Source organism: Micromonospora sp. NPDC049679 (assembly GCF_040659735.1).
Taxonomy (GTDB): domain Bacteria; phylum Actinomycetota; class Actinomycetes; order Mycobacteriales; family Micromonosporaceae; genus Micromonospora_I.
Map to the genome: position 1 here is coordinate 41,483 of NZ_JBFANZ010000026.1, position 19,658 is coordinate 61,140.

The following is a 19,658-nucleotide window of genomic DNA, read 5'->3' on the forward strand; positions in this document are numbered from 1 at the left end:
AGACTATGCCGCCCGACTTGGGCTCGCCCCCGGCGAGATCCGCGAGCCATGCCCTAGCCTCGGTTCCATGAAATACGGCTTCGAGACTCTCGCCATCCACGCCGGCCAGAAGCCGGAGGCCCGGACCGGGGCGGTGGTGCCGCCGATCTACCAGACGAGCACCTACGCGCAGGACGCGGTGGGGTCGCCGCGGGAGGGCTACGAGTACAGCCGCTCGGGGAACCCGACGCGGGATGCGCTCCAGGAGTGCCTGGCGGCACTCGAAGGGGGACGGCGCGCGCTCACCTTCGCCAGTGGCCTCGCCGCGGAGGACACGCTGCTGCGCGCGGTCTGCCGCCCCGGTGACCACGTGGTGATCCCCGATGACGCGTACGGCGGCACCTACCGCCTCTTCGCCCGCGTCGCCGAGCGGTGGGGGGTGACCTGGACCGCGGCGAAGGTCTCCGACGTCGACGCGGTGCGGGCCGCCGTGGAGCCGGGACGGACGAAGATCATCTGGACCGAGACGCCGACCAACCCCCTTCTCGGCATCGCCGACATCGCCGCCCTGTCGTCGGTGGCGCACGACGCCGGCGCCCTGCTGGTCGTCGACAACACGTTCGCCTCGCCCTACCTGCAGCAGCCCATCGCGCACGGCGCCGACGTCGTGGTCCACTCCACCACCAAATACGTCGGCGGGCACTCCGACGTGGTCGGTGGCGCGCTGATCGCGGCGGACGCCGCCCTCGGCGACGAACTCGCCTACCACCAGAACGCGATGGGCGCGATCAACGGGCCGTTCGACGCGTGGCTGACGCTGCGGGGTGTGAAGACCCTCGGGGTACGGATGGACCGGCACTGCGACAACGCCGAGCGGATCGCCGACTACCTCAGCCGGCACGGCTCGGTGGCGCAGGTGATCTATCCGGGGCTGCCCGACCACCCCGGCCACGAGACCGCCGCGAAGCAGATGCGGCGCTTCGGCGGCATGATCTCGTTCCGCGCGGCCGGTGGCGAGGCGCACGCGGTCGAGATCTGCAACCGGACCCGCGTGTTCGTGCTCGCCGAGTCGCTCGGCGGGGTGGAGTCGCTGATCGAACATCCGGGCCGGATGACGCACGCCAGCGCCGCCGGGTCGCCTCTTGAAGTGCCGGCGGATCTCGTGCGATTGTCGGTCGGCATCGAGACCGCCGATGACCTCCTCGCCGACCTGGAGCAGGCGGTCGGCTGAGCTCGTGGATCATTATTCCGGGCGGGGCGCGAGCTCCGCCCTCGCACAGCTACATACGCATAGGCCCAATGGGGAGGTGGCCGTGCAGGACATCGTGCCGACCTGGGTGGGTGCGACCGCCAGGCAGATCGCCCGAGCGGTTCGCCGCGGTGACACGTCGGCCACCCGCGTGGTCGCCGATCACCTCGACCACATCGCGGTGGCCGATCCGGCGCTGTCGGCGTTCCGCGCGGTCCGCGGCGGCGAGGCGATCGTCGAGGCCGAGAAGGTCGACGAGCAGGACGACCTGGCCAACCTGCCGCTGGCCGGGGTGCCCGTGGCGGTCAAGGAGAACGCGCCCGTCGCCGGGCTGCCGACCTGGAACGGCTCGGCGGCCGCACGCAGCCCCGTTGCCGAGGAGGATCACGAGATCGTCCGCCGGCTCCGTGGCGCCGGCGCGGTCGTCGTCGGCGTGACCCGGATGCCGGAGCTGGGAGCCTGGGCGCTGACCGACGACGAGACGGCCGTGACGCGCAACCCGTGGCGCACCGACCGTACGCCGGGGGGTTCCTCCGGCGGGGCGGCCGCCGCCGTCGCCTCGGGCATGGTGCCGTTCGCGCACGGCAACGACGGCTTCGGTTCGGTCCGGATCCCGGCCGCCTGTTGCGGCCTGGTCGGACTCAAGCCGGGCAGCGGGGTGGTGCCGGCCCGGCTCGGCGCGGACAGTTGGCTCGGCATGTTCGAAAACGGCGTCCTCGCCACGACCGTGGCCGACGCGACGCTCGGTTTCTCCGTGCTCGCCGGGCGGCGCCCGGACAAGCTGGTCGAGCCGCAGCGGCTGCGGGTCGCCGTCTCGCTGCGCTCGCCGGTGCTGGGCGTCCGCGCCGACCGTCCCAACCGCGACGCGGTCGCCGCCGCGGCGCGACTGCTCGTCGGCGCCGGGCACGGCGCGGTCGCCGTCGACCCGGCCTACCCGCCGTCGCTCGGCCCGCGTGGCCTCTTCACCTGGTTCGCGGGCGTGGCCCACGACGCCCAGCACGCGCAGCTCGACCGCCGGACGCTGCAGCGGCGGACCCGCCGGCACATCGCGCTGGGGGAGTGGGCGGAGCGTCGCGGGTACGTCCGTGAGGCCGACCGGACGGCCTGGCGGGAACAGGCCATCGGCTTCTTCACCGATCAGAACGTGGATCTGCTGCTCACCCCGGCGCTCGCCGCCGCGCCGCCGCCGGCGGTGCACTGGTCGCGCCGCTCGTGGGTGGCCAACATGCTGAGCAACATCCGCTACGCGCCGTATGCGGCGCCGTGGAACATCGCCGGGCTGCCGGGGATCGTGGTGCCGATGGGGCTCCGGCCGGACGGGCTGCCGCTCGGCGTGCAGTTGATCGGTCCGCCCGGCTCGGAGCTGCTGCTGCTCGCCGTCGCCGGACAGTTCGAGCTGGCCGCGCCGTGGGTCCGCCATGCGCCCGGCTGGCCCCGGGTGCCGACGCCGGCCGGCTGACCCGGTCGGCGCCGCAGCCCGGACGAGCAGCGGATGGTCGCGGACGCATGATCGTTTAGCGTGTGTCGATGCTCTGTGAAACCTGCGGCGGCAGGGTGCCGCCGGCCCGGCGTGAGTGCGGCACCTGCCACACCCCCGTGGGCGCGCCGGCACTGCGCGCCGGGGTGCGCACCCGCGCCGTACGGGGCGTCGGGGTGGCGGCCTCCGTGGCGGTCGTCGGCGTGCTCGTCGCCGACCTCGCGCGTGCGCTCTGGCCACTGGCCGGCGGGCGCATGGCCGAGCGGGCCGTGCTCACCGGTCATCGTGCGCTGTTCGAACTGGCGCAGCTCGTCGAGCTGATCATCCCCGTGCTCCACGTCGGCACCGTGATCGTCGCCGGAGTGTTGGTGATCATCTGGTTGTATCGCGCCCGCACCAACCTGGAGGCCTTTCCCGGCGCCAGTCCCACGCTCTCCGGCGGATGGGCCATCGCCGGCTGGTTCGTGCCCTTCGCGAACCTCGTCATCCCGTGCCGGGTGATGGTCAGCATCGCGCGGGACAGCGTGCGGCGCTCCCGTACTCCGTGGCTGGTCGGAATCTGGTGGCCGAGCTGGCTCGTCTACTGGCTGGTGGCAGGGCGGATCGACCGTCGTGATGCCCGGGACTACCCCCTTCTGATGGCCGAGCCGGCCAGCCCGGCCGACTACCGCACGTATGTCGACCACTACGCCGCTGCGCTCGGAAGTGAGCTCATGCTTCTGCCGGCGGGCGGGGTCGCCGCCGCCGCGCTGATCATCCTGATCCGGCGGATCTCCGTGGCGCAGGAGGCCCGGATCGCCCGTGGTGCGACCGGTCCGGTGCCGCCGGGCATGACGGTCCCCGCGCCAACGGTGCCGGGTGGGGCGCCGACCGGCGGTGATGCGACGATCGGGGCATGACGGAGCTCGTCGGTCTCGCCGACATCGTGGCCGCGCGCGACCTGCTCGCCGGCGTGGTCCGGACCACCCCACTGGAGCCGTCCCGGCCGTTGACCGCCGCGCTTGACGGCCCGGCGTGGCTGAAATGCGAGAACATGCAGCGCGCCGGGTCCTACAAGGTGCGTGGCGCGTACACGCGGATCGCCGGGCTGTCGGCGGAGGAACGCGCGCGCGGCGTGGTGGCCGCGAGCGCGGGCAATCACGCGCAGGGCGTCGCCCTCGCCGCCGGGCTGCTCGGCGCCGCGTCGACCGTCTTCATGCCGGTGGGCGCGCCGCTGCCGAAGGTCGCGGCCACCAAGGGGTACGGCGCGCAGATCGAACTCGTCGGGAGCACCGTCGACGAGTCGCTGGTCGCGGCGCAGGATTTCGCCGAGCGCACCGGCGCGGTCTTCATCCATCCGTTCGACCATCCCGACGTGATCGCCGGGCAGGGCACCGTCGCGTTGGAGATCCTCGAACAGTGTCCCGACGTGCGGACGATCGTCGCCGGCGTCGGCGGCGGTGGGCTCATCTCCGGCATCGCCGTGGCCGCGAAGGCGCTCCGCCCCGACATCCGGGTGATCGGGGTGCAGGCCGCCGACGCGGCCGCCTACCCGCCCTCGCTGCTGGCGGGGGCGCCGGTCCGGCTGCCTTCGTACGCCACGATCGCCGACGGGATCGCGGTCGGCTGCCCCGGCGAGCTGACCTTCGCGCACGTCAGCAAGCTCGTCGACGAGGTCGTGACGGTCTCCGAGGAGGACATCTCGCGGGCGCTGCTGATGCTGCTCGAGCGGGGCAAGCAGGTTGTCGAGCCGGCCGGCGCGGTGGGGGTCGCGGCGCTGCTCGCGGGTGCCGTGCGCGTCGAGACGCCGGTGGTGGCCGTGCTCTCCGGCGGCAACATCGACCCGCTGCTGCTGCTGCGGGTCATCGAGCACGGGCTTGCCGCGGCGGGACGCTACCTGCGGTTCACGGTGCGCTGCGCGGACCGGCCGGGGCAGTTGGCGTCGCTGCTCAGCCAGATCGCGGAGCACCGGGCCAACGTGGTCGACGTGGAGCACCAGCGGCAGAACCCGCACCTGCGCCTCGGCGAGGTGGAGGTGGCGCTCTCGGTGGAGACGCGCGGCGCGGAGCATTCCGACAGACTCATCAGCGCGCTGCGGGGCAGCGGTTACGCTGTCACCTTCGCCGCCCAGTCCCGCTGACGGAGACCGGGCGCTGATGCGGAGGTGGCCCCTGGTATGCGCGGCATACTCCGGGGCCACATCTGCGAGATTGCGGAGGTCAGCTGCCGAAGGGGGCGAACTTGACCACCGTCACCTTGATGTCGGCGCCGCTGGGCGCCGTGTAGGTGACGGTCTGTCCGGGGCGCGCGCCGAGGATCGCCTTGCCGAGCGCCGACTCCGGGCTGTAGACGGTGAGGTCGGTGGTGGCGGCGATTTCCCGCGACCCGAGCAGGAACGTCTCGGTGTCGTCCGTGTCGTCGTCGAAGTGGATGGTGACGACGGTGCCGGGCGCGACCTTATCGGCGTTGGGGGCCTCGCCGACCTGGGCGACGCGCAGCAGCTCCTGCAGGTAACGGATGCGCCCCTCCGCCTTGCCCTGCTCTTCGCGGGCGGCGTGGTAGCCGCCGTTCTCGCGCAGGTCGCCCTCCTCGCGGCGGGCGTTGATCTCCGCGGCGATCGCGGGGCGATTGGCGATCATCTCGTTGAGCTCGGCCTGCAGCCGGTCGTACGCGTCCTGGGACAGCCACGTGGTGGGGGCACCCTTGTCAGTCGTGGACACAGACGATCTCCTCATGCGGGTTACGCGGTGAACAAAAGGCGAATTACCAACGTACCAGTGACCCTCACCACCAAGCGGCGGTGAACGGTCACGGAGTAGCCGTTCGGCCGATCACTGGATCGGTCGGCAGCGCAACACTTCGCCGATCAGCGGACGGGCGGTGGTGGCGAGCCGGTGCGAGACGACCGGGGTCCGCTCGCCGGGCGCCGCGGTCACCCGGACCTTCTCGAGGCCGACCTCCGCGCCGTCGCGGGAGCGCGCCCGCAGCATGCAGTCCGCCGACCCGCCGGGCGGCACCGTGACCTGGAAGGTCACCAGGATCTGCGAGTCCGTGATCTCCGTGTAGGTGATCACCTTCGCCTGGTAGTTCGGGTCGCCGTGCTGCTGGTAGAGCCGGACCATGACCGCCGCGCCGAGCACCACCACGGGAACCAGTAACAGCGCGACGAGCCAGGGGCGCCGCCGCTGCGGCGCGCGCCGCCGCCCGTACCGGCCGGGTGGGAACACCGGCGGGTGCGTGGGGGTTGTGGCGTGCGTCTCGGTCACCGGCTCCGGGCTCCTGCGGTTCTTGTCGGCACCATCGGTGAGAATGGCAGAGTCCATCTTCGCAGCCGGTGTCCGCGACGAGTCCGGCAGGTCAGCCGGTCGGGCGCGGATCGCCCGGCAACGGCACGGATGAGGGAGCAACCCGTTGGCAGAGCAACTGCGCCTCATGGCCGTCCACGCGCACCCCGACGACGAGTCGAGCAAGGGCGCGGCGACGACCGCGAAGTACGTCGCGGAGGGCGTCCAGGTGCTGGTCGTGACGTGCACCGGCGGGGAGCGGGGCAGCGTCCTCAATCCCAAGCTCGACCGCCCCGACGTGTGGGAGAACATCGCGGAGATCCGCCGCGCGGAGATGGACGCCGCCCGGGCCATCCTCGGCATCGAGCAGGCCTGGCTCGGCTTCGTCGACTCCGGGCTGCCCGAGGGCGATCCGCTGCCGCCGCTGCCGGAAGGCTGCTTCGGGCTGGAGGACCCCCGGGTCGCGGCCGGGCCGCTCGTGCGGCTGATGCGCGAGTTCCGTCCGCACGTCGTCACCACCTACGACGAAGACGGCGGTTACCCGCACCCGGACCACATCATGTGCCACAACGTCACCGTGGCGGCCTTCGAGGCGGCCGGCGACCCCACCCGCTTCCCGGAGCTGGGCGCGGTGTGGCAGCCGCTGAAGCTCTACTACGACGTGGGCTTCTCGAAGGGCAAGATCATGGCCCTGCACGAGGAGATGCTCGCCGCGGGTCTCGAATCGCCCTACCTCGACTGGTTGAAGCGGTGGGACGACCGACCCGACAAGGGCGAGCGGATCACGACGCGGGTTCCCTGCGCCGAATACTTCCCGGTCCGCGACGACGCGCTGCGCGCCCACGCCACCCAGGTCGACCCCGACGGTTTCTGGTTCCACGTGCCGATGGAGGTGCAGAAGCGGGCCTGGCCGACCGAGGACTTCCAGCTGGCGCGCTCGCTGGTCGAGTCGGAGCTGCCCGAGTCCGACCTGTTCGCCGGCGTACGGGAGACCGTGCGCTCCGCCTGATCCGGCGGGAGCTACCGTTGAGGCCACGCCCCCACATCGGAGGATTCCCATGCTGACCGCTGCGCAGGTGCTCGCGGTAAACAACTTCGGTGACACCCGGTCGGGTGGGTTGGCCGGCCCGATGGGGCTCTTCCTCATCCTGCTGCTCACCGCCGCGACGGTGTTCCTGATCCGCAACATGAACCGCCGGCTGCGCCGCCTTCCGGACCGGTTCCCCGGTCAGGGGCCGGAGGAGCCGGCGGAGGGCGCCGTCCTGCGCCGCGCCGACGGCGATCCGCGCTGACCCGAAGCCTTCTTCCGCCGCTTTGACCTGCGTCGCAATCGGTACGGCAGGGCACGGTTCGGCTAAACCGGCCCTGCGACCACTGTTGCGCCAAACCGGTTTGGCTTAGCCTTCCGCCGGGGGGACCAAAAGTTCCCACGACCGCGCGCGGAAGGGGGGCGACGATGGACGGCAAGATCGGCGCCTGGCGTCACGGGCAACGCAGACCCGTTCCGCACTCCCCACCGGTGGTCGGAGTCGACCCGTGACGTCCGGAGCGGGCGGCACGCCGGCCGCCCCGCGCCGGCCCTCCGAGCCCACCGGCGTCGTCCCGTCGGGCCTGCCCCCGCGTGTGTCCCCGCCCGCCGTCGGCTCGACCGGCCACCCGAAGCGCCTCACCGCCGCCGTGCTGGCCGTCGCCCTCTGCGCGGCAGGCCTGGGCGTGGCGGTCGCCGAGCTGTCGCACGGCGGCGCGTCGACGCCGTTCGTCCGGCTCGCCGTGGTCACCGCGGTGATCGCGCTCGCCCAGTTGGCCCGTCTGCGCCTGCGGATCGGCTCCGGCACCGTCAGCGTGACGTGGAACGAAGCCGCCCTGATCATCGGGCTCTACCTGGCGCCGGCCGGCTGGCTTCCCGCCGCCACCCTCGTCGGCGCGGGTCTGGCCTGGACCCTGCTCTCGATCTTTGTCGATCGGCGCACCGCGATCGAGGTCGTGCATGCCGCGGCCTCGCTCACCGTGGCGGTCGCGCTCGCCACGGCGGTCACCACCGCCATCGTCGACCCGCACGGCGTTCCGCCCGATGCGGCACTGGCCAGCGCGCTGATCGTCGGCGCGCTGACCTATCTCGTGGTGAGCGCCGCGCTCGCCGCGCTCACCCTGTCGCTGCGGCACGCCCAGCCGGTCTGGCCGATCCTGCGGCGGGCGCTGCACAGCAAACTGCTGATGTTCGTCGGCAACGTGCTGGTCGGCGTCGTCGTGGTCGTCATGCTCGACCACGACCCGCGCTGGCTGCTGCTCCTGCCGCCCGCGCTGTGGCTGCTGCAGCAGACGTACGGCCACCGGCTGAGCGCCGACGACGAGCGCCGGGCCTGGCAGGAGTTCGCGCAGGCGACCGGTGCGCTCAACCAGCTCGACGAGCGGAGCGTGGCAGCGGCCGGGGTCGCGGGAGCGTTGACGCTGTTCGGCGCGGAGCAGGTCGAGGTGCACGTCATCCGCGGTGAGGGGCGGCACGGTTACCGTGGCGATCGCAGCGGCCTACTGAGCGACGGGGATGTGATCGACGGGGGGACGGAGCGCTCGTCGGCTGTCGACGCGCAGACCCTCGTCCGTTCACTGATCGTCGGCGGGCAGGCGGTGGGGGAGTTGCGGGTCCGCCTGCCGCGTTCGGTCCTGCCCGGACCGCGCGATCAGATGGCGCTCTCCGCGTTCAGCGACGCTCTGGGTGCGGCGCTGCACGACGCGGCCACCCACCGTGAGCTGCGGATCATGGCCGCCCGCTCGTCGTACGAGGCGGTCCACGACCCGCTGACCAACCTGATCAACCGGGCCGCGATGCTCAGCAAGGGCGACCTCGCGCTGCATCAGCTCACCCACGATCATCCCGTCGCGCTGGTGCTGCTCGACCTCAACCACTTCAAGGAGGTCAACGACACCCTCGGCCACGCCGCCGGCGACGAGCTGCTGCGGGTCACGGCCGCCCGGTTGGGCGCGCTCGCCCGGCCGGGCGAGTTGCTCGGCCGCCTCGGCGGCGACGAGTTCGCGTTACTGGTGACGGCGCTGCCGGTTCTCCGCGAGCCGGACACCCCCGACGACGGCGCTGTGCCGGTGCCGCAGGCGATGCGGCGGGCACGGGAGATCGTCGACGGGCTGGCGGCGCCGACCGAGATCGCCGGGGTCAAGATGTCGGTCGAGGCCTCGATCGGCGTGGTCGTGACGGGTGCGGGGACGGCCGACATGACGGAGCTGCTGCGCCGGGCGGACATCGCGATGTACCAGGCGAAGGAGGGCGGCAGCAGCGTCGCCGCGTACGACAGCGCCACCGACGCGGCGAGCACGGATCAGCTCGCGCTCCTCGCCGAGCTGCGCGAGGCGCTCGCCGTCGACGACCAGTTGGTGCTCGCCCTGCAACCGTCGGTCAGTCTCGCCACCGGAGCGCCGACCGGCGTGGAGGCGCTGATCCGCTGGCAGCACCCGCGCCGCGGCTGGCTCACTCCGGCCGAGTTCGTTCGGGCGGTGGAGGGCAGCGACCTGCTCGCGCCCTTCACCCGCTACGTGGTCGACAAGGCGCTGGGCGTGGCGGCCGACTGGGCGCGGAACGGCCTGAATGTGCCGATCTCGGTCAACGTGTCCGCCCGTAATCTGCTCGATCCGCGGCTGCCCGCCCAGATCGGTGAATCGCTCCGCCGTCACCAGGTGCCGCCGCACCGGCTCGTCCTGGAGATCACCGAGACGGTCGTGATGAGCGAGCTGGAGGTCATCGACGAGGTGCTCGGTGCGCTGCGGGAGATGGGCGTGCAGCTCGCCGTCGACGACTTCGGCACCGGTTTCTCGTCGCTGACATTCCTGACCCGCATCTCCGTCGACGAGCTCAAGGTCGACCGCTCCTTCGTGGTCCGGATGGCCGACTCGCCGGAGGCCGCGGCGATCGTGCGTACCACGATCGAGCTCGGCCGCGAGCTGGGCCTGCGGGTGGTCGCCGAGGGGGTGGAGACCGCCGATCAGCGCGCGGCGCTCGCGGCGCTCGGTTGCGCCGCCGCCCAGGGTTACCACTTCTTCAAACCGATGCCGGCCGACAAGATCGTCGCCGTGTTGCGGTCGCTCCTCGACTCGGCTCAGGCGCAGGTCCTCCCGTTGCGTGCCGACGGTGCTTCCTGAAGGCTTGGCTCTCGTGTCCCCTCGATGGATCCTGCTGGACTACGGCGAGGTGATCTCCCTGCCGCAGTCCGCCACCGACATCGCCGCCATGGCGGCCCACGCCGGTCGGTCGCCGACCGACTTCCACGACCGCTACTGGCGGCACCGCCTTCCGTACGACCGCGGCCAGCCCGCGCATTCGTACTGGAGCGCGGTGCTGGGGCGGACGCTGGCGGTCGACGACCCGCTCGTCGCCGTGCTCGACACGGCTGATGTCGCCAGCTGGTCGCGGCTCAACCCCCACACGTTGCGGATGATCAGTGAGTGGGAGGCGCACGGCGTGCGCCTCGCGTTGCTCTCCAACGCCCCCGAGTCGTTGGCGCGCGCCATCGACGGCGCCGGCTGGGCCGCCGCTTTCACCCAGCGCTTCTACAGTTGCCGGTTCGGGCGGGCGAAGCCGGACCCGGTGCTCTTCGAAGAGGTGCTGCGCCGGCTCGACGCCGAACCGGCCGAGGTCACCTTCTTCGACGACCGCGCCGACAACGTCCGCGCCGCCGCGGACCTCGGCATCGACGCCATTCTCTACCGTGGACAAACGCCCGTTTCCCCGAGATCCGGGCCCGTGCCGGCGCAGGAGTGGTAGTCACCCGAGCGGCGTGCGGCGGGAGCTGACAGGCTAGGGGGGTCCCGCAGTGAGGAGCGTCCGCATGAACCGGCTCGCCAACGCGACCAGCCCCTACCTCCAACAGCACGCCGGCAACCCGGTCGACTGGTGGCCCTGGTGTGCGGAGGCGTTCGCGGAGGCGCGCCGCCGGGACGTGCCGGTGCTCATCTCGGTCGGCTACGCGGCCTGCCACTGGTGCCACGTGATGGCGCACGAGTCGTTCGAGAACGAGGCCGTCGGTCAGCTCATGAACGACGACTTCGTCTCGATCAAGGTCGACCGGGAGGAACGGCCGGACGTGGACGCGGTCTACATGACGGCGACCCAGGCGATGACCGGGCAGGGCGGTTGGCCGATGACCGTCTTCGCCACTCCGGACGGCACCCCCTTCTTCTGCGGCACCTACTTTCCACGCGCGAACTTCGTCCGGCTTCTGCAGTCGGTCGCCACCGCCTGGCGCGACCAGCGCGAGGCGGTGCAGCGCCAGGGTGCCGCGGTGGTCGAGGCGATCGGCGGGGCGCAGGCGATCGGGGGGCCGACCGCGCCGCTCACCGCCGAACTTCTCGACGCCGCCGCGGTCCAGCTCGGCAAGGAGTACGACTCGACCAACGGTGGTTTCGGCGGCGCCCCCAAGTTCCCGCCGCACATGAACCTGCTCTTCCTGCTCCGCCACCACCAGCGCACGGGTGACCGGAGCAGCCTGGAGATGGCGCGGCACACCTGCGAGGCGATGGCCCGGGGCGGCATCTACGACCAGCTCGCCGGGGGGTTCGCCCGCTATTCCGTCGACGCGACCTGGACCGTGCCGCACTTCGAGAAGATGCTCTACGACAACGCGCTGCTGCTGCGGGTCTACACCCACCTGTGGCGGCTGACCGGCGACCAGCTGGCCGGCCGGGTGGCCCGCGAGACGGTCTACTTCCTGCGCGACTCGCTGGCGGTCGAGCCGGGCGGGTTCGCCTCCGCCCTCGACGCGGACACCGAAGGGGTCGAGGGCGCCACCTACGCGTGGACGCCACAGCAGTTGATCGAGGCGGTGGGGGAGGACACCGGCGCCTGGGCGGCCGATCTCTACGAGGTCACGCCGGGCGGCACCTTCGAGCACGGCACGAGCGTGCTGCGGCTGGCGCGGGACATCGATGACGCGGCCCCCGAGATCAGACAGCGGTGGGCACAGGTCCGCGACGCGCTGCTCGACGCGCGGTCGCGGCGCTCGCAGCCGGCGCGGGACGACAAGGTGGTCTCGTCGTGGAACGGGCTGGCGATCACCGCGCTGAGCGAGTTCTCCCAGGTGGCGTCCGCGATCGGTGATGACGGGAACGGCGATGCCCCGGCCGCCGCCGCGCTGGCCCGCAGCCTGGCCACCGAGGCCGGCGCCTTCCTGGCACAGACCCACCTCGTCGACGGTCGGCTGCGTCGGGTCTCCCGCGACGGCGTGGTGGGCGAGCCGGCCGGGGTCCTGGAGGACTACGGCTGCGTCGCGGAGGCGTTCTGCGCGCTGCACCAGCTCACCGGGGAAGGGCGCTGGCTGGAATTGGCCGGCGAACTGCTCGACGTGGCGCTGGCCCGCTTCGCCACCGGTTCGGGCGCCTTCTACGACACCGCCGACGACGCGGAGCAGTTGGTCACGCGCCCGGCAGACCCGACCGACAACGCCACCCCGTCCGGACTCTCGTCACTGACCGCGGCGCTCACCGCCTACTCGGCGCTCACCGGCGAGCCGCGCTACCGCGAGGCGGCGGAGGCGGCTCTCGCCACGGTGGCGCCGATCGCCGCGCGGCACGCCCGGTTCACCGGCTACGCCGCCACGGTGGGCGAGGCGCTCCTCTCCGGCCCGTACGAGATCGCGATCGTCACCGACGGTTCGGCGTCCGACCCGTTGGTGCTCGCCGCCCACCGGCACGCCCCGCCCGGCGCGGTGGTGGTCGCTGGTGCCCCGGACCAGCCGGGGGTGCCGCTGCTGCGGGACCGGCCGCTGCTGGAAGGGCGGCCGACGGCGTACGTCTGCCGCGGTTTTGTCTGTGACCGCCCGGTGACCACGACCGCCGACCTCGTCGCCCAGCTCGGCTGACCTGCCGCGATCGGCTCCGGCCGGCGCGGCTAAGCTGGCGGCCGATGGATACCCGTACCGGTCTGCCCGTTGTCGGCATGGTGGGCGGCGGTCAGCTGGCCCGGATGACCCATCAGGCCGCGATCGCCCTTGGTCAGTCCCTGCGTGTGCTGGCGCTGGCGCCCGACGACGGCGCCGCGCTGGTCGCGGCCGACGTGCACTACGGCGAGCACACCGATCTCGCCGCGCTCCGGACCTTCGCCAAGGGCTGCGATGTGGTCACCTTCGACCATGAGCACGTGCCGACCGAGCACATCCGGGCCCTCGCGGCCGAGGGTGTGGTGCTCCATCCGGGCGCCGACGCGCTGCTCTACGCCCAGGACAAGCGCGCGATGCGGGAGCGGCTCGCCGCTCTGGGCGCGCCGGTGCCGCGGTGGCGGCCGATCGTCGACGTGGCAGACCTGGCGGCGTTCGGCGCCGAGGTGGGCTGGCCGGTGATCGTCAAGGCCGTCCGCGGCGGCTACGACGGGCGCGGCGTCTGGCTGTTGTCGAGCCCCGCCGAGGCGGCCGCGCTGCTGGCCACCGGCACCCACCTGATCGCCGAGGAGCGGGTCCCGCTGCGGCGTGAGTTGGCGGTCCAGGTGGCCCGGTCGCCGTTCGGCCAGGTGGCGGCGTACCCGGTGGTGGAGACGGTGCAGCGGGACGGCATCTGCGTGGAGGTGCTCGCGCCGGCGCCGCGGCTTCCCGAAGAGTTGGCGCTGCGGGCCCAGCAGCTCGCGATCGACCTCGCGACCGCGCTCGGCGTGGTCGGCCTGCTCGCCGTGGAGCTCTTCGAGGTGGAGCAGGGTCTCGTCGTCAACGAGCTGGCCATGCGTCCGCACAACTCGGGGCACTGGACCATCGAGGGGGCGCGAACCTCGCAGTTCGAGCAGCACCTGCGGGCGGTCCTCGACTATCCGATGGGGGACACCGCGCTGACCGCGCCCGCCGTCGTGATGGCCAATGTGCTCGGCGGGGCCGACGGCGGGATCTCGATCGACGAGCGGCTGCACCATCTCTTCGCCGCGGACCCCGGGGTGAAGGTCCATCTGTACGGCAAGCGGACGCGGCCCGGCCGCAAGATCGGGCACGTCACGGTGCTCGGCGACGACCTGACTGAACTGCGCGCGCGTGCCGCGCGTGCGGCAAGCTGGCTGCGCGACGGATCAGGGGAGTGAGGGGCGCGATGACCAGCGTCGGCGTGATCATGGGCAGTGACTCCGACTGGCCGACCATGAAGGCGGCGGCCGAGGCGTTGGACGAGTTCGGGGTCGCCCACGAGGTGAGCGTGATCTCGGCGCACCGCACCCCGGTGGCGATGATCGAGTACGCGCGCGCCGCAGCGGGCCGAGGACTGCGGGTGATCATCGCCGGTGCCGGTGGCGCCGCCCATCTGCCGGGCATGGTCGCGTCGGCCACGCCGCTGCCCGTGATCGGTGTGCCGGTGCCGCTGAAGCACCTCGACGGGATGGACTCGCTGCTGTCGATCGTGCAGATGCCGGCCGGCGTGCCGGTGGCCACGGTCTCCATCGGCGGGGCCCGCAACGCCGGTCTGCTGGCGGTCCGCATTCTCGCCGCGACCGACGAGGAGTTGCGGACCCGGATGTTGACCTTCCAGGACGACCTGGCGGCGCTGGTGGCCGAGAAGGACGCCGCGCTGCGCGCCGCCATCTCGATCAGCGAATAGGTCGGCGCGCCTACCGCATGCCGCGTAGGGCGCCGCGCACCCGGTCCTGGGTGCGGCGGCGCCGCTCGTTCGTCGCGCCCAACGCCAGCAGCACGATGCCCACGGGAATCAGCGCCAGCCACGGCCCGACGAGCGTCAGCACGTGCAGCGCCGTGATCGCGGTGACCACCGCCCCCACGACCACCGGCGCCTGCTGCTGCCGCATCGACCCCGCGATCAGCGTGGCGACCGCGCCCAGCAGGAGCAGCACCTGACGCAGATCGCTGGTGTTGGTGGCGAGCACGAGCACCAGCGTGGGCACGAAGGCCGCCAACAGCGCCGGCCCGTACGCCGTCCAGCTGCTCAGGTCGGGTCGGTGGCGCAGCTCCAGCACCCCGACGAGCAGGGCGAGCGCCGCGAAGGGCAGCGTGTAGGCCTCGGTCAGCGCGACGTCGCTGAGGCCCATCAGCAGCCACCACGCGATGATCTCGCAGCCGACCGAGGCCCAGAAGAGCACCCGCCGTTCGACGGGCTGCCGGCCGGGACGCGTCGCCACTACGCCGAGCACGGCGCCCCAGGCGGCCAGCAGCGCGGCCACGTGGCGGGGCGAGTCGAAGGCGAGCGCCAGCGCGAGCAGCGCGGCCCCGTATCCGCTCCACTCCACGACGGACTCCTCCCGGATCGCCTCCGGACGGCGTAGCCGGGGCAGCCGCGTCGCGATCACCAGCAGGGCGGCGCCCACGGCCAGCACCCCGAACGCGGACCAGGTCGGCGGGAGTCCGGCGACGAGTCCGACGGTGAGCACGAAGAGCTGCGCCATCACCGAGGCGAAGAGCCAGCCGAGGATCCGGGCGGTCTGGGTGCGGCCGAAGAACGCGGCGATGGCGCCGACGCCCACCGCGCTGCCGAGCGTGAAGAGGGTGAGCTGCTTCGTGGCGAGGCTGCCGGCGAGCCCGGCGCCGCCGGCCGCGAGGCCGATGGTGAAGACGACGATGCGGGCGATCCGGGCCGGGCGGCCACGGTCGGTATCCGCCGGTGGCGGGGTCAGCGCGAGGCCGAGCATCGAGATGGTGAACACGGCAAGGGCGGCCATCGTGCCATGCGGCCAGCCCAGACCGAACGAGATCGGCGCGATCAGCAGCGTGATCGCGACGCCGGGCAGCACCACGGGGATCGCCTCCGCCGGCCGGCTCCCCGTGAAACCGGTTGCGGCCAGCGCCGCCGCGATGGTCAACAGGAGCGCCGCCAGGACGTTCGTGCTGTCCATGGCGTCCGTCGATGGGTGGAGGAGCTGCGGCGGCGGTCCCTGCCAGATCCGGCTGAGCGTCTCGTACGGCCCGACGATCGCGGTGAGCGCGGCGGGCGCGATCGACACCACGGCGAGCGCCGTCGGCAGGGCCACCGCGGCGATCACGCCTCGCTCGGGGCTCACCAGCCAGCGCCCCTGCGGCCGGGCCTCGGGAAGTCGCTGCGTCGGGCCACCGAGCACCGACCAGTGGTGCGCCGGCTGGGCCGGACCGCCGGGCGGCGGCGTGCTGGCCCGGAGCAGTTCGGCGAGGACGGCGAGCAGCGCGGCGCCGGCCGCGTAGAGCCCCGCGGGCAGGGCGGTGGGGAGCGCCGCGACCGCCGTCACGGTCGCGCCGCCGGCGACCCCGACCGTGGCGTACGGCAGGTAGTGCGGCACCTGTTGGCGCACCAGGGCCAGCACGGCGACGCCGGCGCAGGACGCGGCCAGCGCGCTGGTGAGCACGATCGCTGCCGGCCAGCCGAGCTGTGCGGCGAAGGCGGCGATGGCGCCCGGAAGGGCGAGCAGCGCCCCAGCCGTCGCGGCGCCGCCGATCTGGGCCAGATGGGCCGGCATCACGTCGCTCGGCGGCCCGTCGACATTTTCGTCGGCGACGGCCTGTTGGTCGGGAAGAGCGGCGATCACCCGGGCGAGGGTCGCGACGACGGCGCCGATGATCGTCACCACGGCGAGCGCGATCGCGGTCGTCCAGGGGCGGACCGAGCCGGCTCCGATGGCGTACAGCGCGACGGCGGCCGCGACGGTCGTCCGGGCCAGCCCCGCACGGGGGTCGACGGCGGCCACACCCGCCAGCGCGTAGGTGGTGGCGACGGCGCAGCCGATCAGAACCGGGGACCACCACGGCAGGCCGAGCGCGACCGGGGTGGCGACGGTCGCGAGCCCGGCGAGAACACCGGAGACGTCGTACGACCACGGTCGGGGCAGCACCACGGCGGCGGCCAGGGCGAGCAGCACCAGCGCGACGGGCACCTGCCAGCCGCTGCCGGGGCCGGCCGGCCAGGCGTTGAGGTCAGCTTCCCACAGGTGGCCGGGAGTAGCGAGCGCGCGCAGTCCGTTGCCGAGCGCGTCGTAGCCGGCGATCAGTCCGACGACGCCGCCGCTGATCGCCGCGCCGAGCACCGGGCCACGCCGCCAGTCGGGCGGCATGGCCCGCACGCCGACCGCCACGACCAGCACCAGCGCGGCCGTGGCGGCGAGTTCGATGCCGGGGACGACGATGGCCGCGATCCGGGCCAGCGTGCCGACCAGCCCGGCGGTGGCCGCGGCGGCGGCGAAGTCGGGGCCGTCGAGCAGCCGGTCCGCCCGCCGACCGGCGTCGATCGACGGGGCGAGGAAGAGCAGCACGGCGCCGACGAGGAGCAACGCGCCGACCCAGGCATCGGCGACGGTGGCGCCGGGGGCGCCGAACGCGGCTCCGGTCACGACGAGGGCGCCGAGACCCGTACCCAGGGTCAGCGGCAGACTGATCTGCCGCTCGGCGACCTGGGTCACGGCGGCGTAGCCGAGCGTCGCGCAGACGGCGAGGAAGCTCGCCGCGAGCACCGGCACGGTCGCGGCCCGCACGGCCGTCACGGTCAGCAGCGGCCCCGATGGCACGGTCGCGGCCACCAGGGCGGCTACCGCGCCGGGCAGGGCGAACGCGGTGCCGCCGGCCGCCCACGCCGCCATGATCTCCGACGGCGGGCGGGCACGGAACTCCGGCAGGGTGGCGGCCACGGCGATCAGCACGCAGGCCGCGGCGAGAGCGAACAACACAGCGGCGGTCAGGCCGGGCCGCGCCATCGACGCGCCGGCGCCGGCGAATCCGACCAGCGCCGCGCCGGCCACGTGGACCTGCGCCGCCCGTTCGGTGCGGGCGAACAGCCCGGCGATACCGATGCCCGCCGCGGCCAGCACCGGCAGCCAGGGCGCTGCCCACCAGGCCAGGCCGAAGGAGGCGGGTGCGGCCAGGGCGGTCAGGGCGCTGCCGGCCACGGCGGACTCGCGGCGGGCTTCCGGGGGCAGGGCGAGCACGGCGGCGATGGTGAGCAGGAACGCGGCGATCGCGAGCTGCCAGTCGACCGGGCCGGCGGCCGCCGCGAGCCGGGCGGGGTAGCCGGCGAGCTCGGCCTCCCACGCCGGCTGCGCTGCCCGGACCGGCGCCAGCGCCGCCCGCAGGGCGCTGCCGGCCACCAGTACGCCGAGGACGGCCAGCGCGGCCGCCGAGGCCAGCTGGGGTCCGCGACGAGCCTGATCGGGTAGGGCACGGACGGCCAGACCGGTGACGGTGACGACGGCGGCGACGATCAGGAGGGCGCGTCCGGGCAGTGCGATGGCGGCCACCCGGGCGACCGCCCCGATCACCGCGAGCGTCAGGACTCCGGCCGCCACGTCCGGCAGTGGTCGCTGGCCCATGGTCAGCGCCCCGGCGAGCCCCACGATCGCGGTCAGCAGCAGCGTCAACGCCGCCCGTGCCGCCGTGGGCACGGTGTCGGCCTGGAGAAGGGCGGCGACGGCGTAGACCAGGGCGGCGCCGATCGCCAGTCCGTGCAGCACCCAGATCAGTTCCCGCAGCCAGATGGCCGCGCTGGCCGGGACCTGCGGGTCCGGTAGGTCGGGCGCGGGGCGGCCGGCGACGGGTTGACCCGGATGTGATTGACCGGTCATCGGTTGATCGGCCGTCGATTGATCGGTGACGGGTTCGCCGTCACCACGGCGTCCGCCTCTTCCGGAGCGCTCTCCGGCCGGTCCACGCCGTCGCCGGGCGGCGCGTCGGGCCGTGGTCGCGCGCCGATCCAGCGGGGCGGCGCGAGCCGTTCGTACTGGCCGAAGTGCCGCCCGAGGTACAGGTCGATACCGGCGACCGCGGCGAGCGCGAGCGCCCACGCCAGCGCGTCGCCGATCCAGTGGTACGCCAGCAGCGGCAGCACGGGTTGCACGGCGAGCACGGTCGCGTAGCGCGGCACGCTCAGCCGGCTGACCCCGGCGTAGAGCGCGGCGACCACCGCGGTGGCCGCGAAGATCAGTCCGGCGAAGACGCCGCCGGTCACCGGGGTGGTGCGAACCTGGTCGACGGTCCAGACCGCGTAGCCGGTCAACGGCACCAGGAGCAGTCCGATCGCGGCGACGGTCTCGGCGGTGGCGACCAGCGACCGCCGCGCCAGCAGCGGGGCGGCGGTGAGCATCAGCACGGTCGCGGCGGCCAGGATCGCCACCCGGCCGGCGTCGTCGAGCGAGCTGATCGCGAGGCCGGCGAAGACGACGGCGGCTATCGCGAGCAGCAACGCGCCGAGGCCGAGCAGGACGTTCTGGATTTCCCGCGACGACGCTTCGGGCTTGGCGCGGGGCTCCGGGTCGACCGGTTGTGCCGGCTGTGGCGGTGGGCGACGCTCGTCTTCGTCGAGCGGGGGCTGCCGGCGGACCCGCGACGACGCTCCCCGGCCGGCGGTCGGCGGCCGGCGCCCCACCCGGTGCCGCAGTGTCAGGCGGGGCCGCGACGCCCGTTTGAGGCGTTCGTCATTGGCGTGCGCGAGGATGTCCCGCTGGAAGACCGCCGCCTGCAGATTGGCGGCGATCGTCTTCTGTTCCTTGGCGATGGCCACGTCCCGCGCCTTCATCTCGGCGATGGAACGCTCGATTCGGGCCAGATCCTCGACGAATTCCCCCTGGTCCGCCCCGCAGTGCGGGCAGTGCGGGCCGGGCGGCATGCTGCGGCCGCACGCGGAACACGGGTAGGTGTTCATGGCACCTCCATCACGCCGGCGGCCCAGCATTGTGGACTCTTCCCCGAAGCATGCCCAGAACAGGCAACGGTTGAACAGTCCCCGGAGGACGGGAGACCGCAGAAATGACATCGGCCGC

General features: G+C 73.3%; 13 protein-coding genes and 1 pseudogene. 11 read left to right on the forward strand and 3 right to left on the reverse strand.

The features are described 5' to 3' along the window. Nucleotides 1-67: 67 nt before the first annotated feature. The 4 genes from AB0J06_RS18065 (at nt 68) to ilvA (ending at nt 4,824) form a co-directional block, all read left to right on the forward strand. Complete coding sequence (locus AB0J06_RS18065) at nt 68-1,210, forward strand: cystathionine gamma-synthase (RefSeq protein WP_357429857.1); 1,143 nt, start codon at nt 68-70, stop codon at nt 1,208-1,210. A gap of 76 nt (nt 1,211-1,286) precedes the next feature. Beyond that, nucleotides 1,287-2,687 (forward strand): amidase family protein, encoded by a 1,401-nt coding sequence (locus AB0J06_RS18070; protein ID WP_357429859.1) that lies wholly within the window; start codon nt 1,287-1,289, stop codon nt 2,685-2,687. A gap of 68 nt (nt 2,688-2,755) precedes the next feature. Beyond that, nucleotides 2,756-3,604, forward strand: a complete 849-nt coding sequence (locus tag AB0J06_RS18075) for a DUF4328 domain-containing protein (RefSeq protein WP_357429861.1) — start codon at nt 2,756-2,758, stop codon at nt 3,602-3,604. Continuing rightward, nucleotides 3,601-4,824 (forward strand): threonine ammonia-lyase, encoded by a 1,224-nt coding sequence (gene ilvA / locus AB0J06_RS18080; RefSeq protein WP_357429863.1) that lies wholly within the window; start codon nt 3,601-3,603, stop codon nt 4,822-4,824. The genes AB0J06_RS18075 and ilvA overlap by 4 nt, the downstream gene beginning before the upstream one ends. A 79-nt stretch (nt 4,825-4,903) precedes the next feature. On the opposite strand, the gene greA is transcribed toward ilvA, so the two are convergent. Both greA and AB0J06_RS18090 read right to left on the reverse strand, forming a co-directional pair. After that, nucleotides 4,904-5,404 (reverse strand): transcription elongation factor GreA, encoded by a 501-nt coding sequence (gene greA, locus AB0J06_RS18085; RefSeq protein WP_357429865.1) that lies wholly within the window; start codon nt 5,402-5,404, stop codon nt 4,904-4,906. A 111-nt stretch (nt 5,405-5,515) separates the two neighbouring features. Then, nucleotides 5,516-5,950: a DUF4307 domain-containing protein gene (locus AB0J06_RS18090; RefSeq protein ID WP_357429912.1), complete on the reverse strand. Its 435-nt coding sequence runs from the start codon at nt 5,948-5,950 to the stop codon at nt 5,516-5,518. A 145-nt stretch (nt 5,951-6,095) separates the two neighbouring features. Between AB0J06_RS18090 and mca the strand changes: the two genes are divergently transcribed. The 7 genes from mca (at nt 6,096) to purE (ending at nt 14,533) form a co-directional block, all read left to right on the forward strand. Beyond that, a complete protein-coding gene (gene mca / locus AB0J06_RS18095) occupies nt 6,096-6,977 on the forward strand; it encodes a mycothiol conjugate amidase Mca (RefSeq protein WP_357429867.1) in 882 nt (293 codons plus the stop codon). Nucleotides 6,978-7,026: 49 nt separating this feature from the next. Then, nucleotides 7,027-7,260 (forward strand): hypothetical protein, encoded by a 234-nt coding sequence (locus AB0J06_RS18100; protein ID WP_357429918.1) that lies wholly within the window; start codon nt 7,027-7,029, stop codon nt 7,258-7,260. A 319-nt stretch (nt 7,261-7,579) separates the two neighbouring features. Next, nucleotides 7,580-10,114, forward strand: a complete 2,535-nt coding sequence (locus tag AB0J06_RS18105) for an EAL domain-containing protein (RefSeq protein ID WP_357429914.1) — start codon at nt 7,580-7,582, stop codon at nt 10,112-10,114. Nucleotides 10,115-10,127: 13 nt separating this feature from the next. Then, nucleotides 10,128-10,736 carry an HAD-IA family hydrolase gene (locus AB0J06_RS18110; protein WP_357429869.1) on the forward strand — a complete coding sequence of 203 codons (609 nt, stop codon included), beginning with the start codon at nt 10,128-10,130 and terminating at the stop codon, nt 10,734-10,736. A gap of 64 nt (nt 10,737-10,800) precedes the next feature. Further along, nucleotides 10,801-12,828 carry a thioredoxin domain-containing protein gene (locus AB0J06_RS18115; protein ID WP_357429871.1) on the forward strand — a complete coding sequence of 676 codons (2,028 nt, stop codon included), beginning with the start codon at nt 10,801-10,803 and terminating at the stop codon, nt 12,826-12,828. Nucleotides 12,829-12,872: 44 nt separating this feature from the next. Continuing rightward, a complete protein-coding gene (locus AB0J06_RS18120) occupies nt 12,873-14,024 on the forward strand; it encodes a 5-(carboxyamino)imidazole ribonucleotide synthase (RefSeq protein WP_357429873.1) in 1,152 nt (383 codons plus the stop codon). A gap of 8 nt (nt 14,025-14,032) precedes the next feature. Beyond that, entirely contained in the window at nt 14,033-14,533 is a 501-nt protein-coding gene (gene purE, locus AB0J06_RS18125) for a 5-(carboxyamino)imidazole ribonucleotide mutase (RefSeq protein ID WP_357429875.1), read from the forward strand. A gap of 10 nt (nt 14,534-14,543) precedes the next feature. Here purE and AB0J06_RS18130 read toward each other — a convergent pair. Next, a pseudogene (locus AB0J06_RS18130) lies at nt 14,544-19,540 on the reverse strand (permease). Nucleotides 19,541-19,658 lie beyond the last annotated feature (118 nt).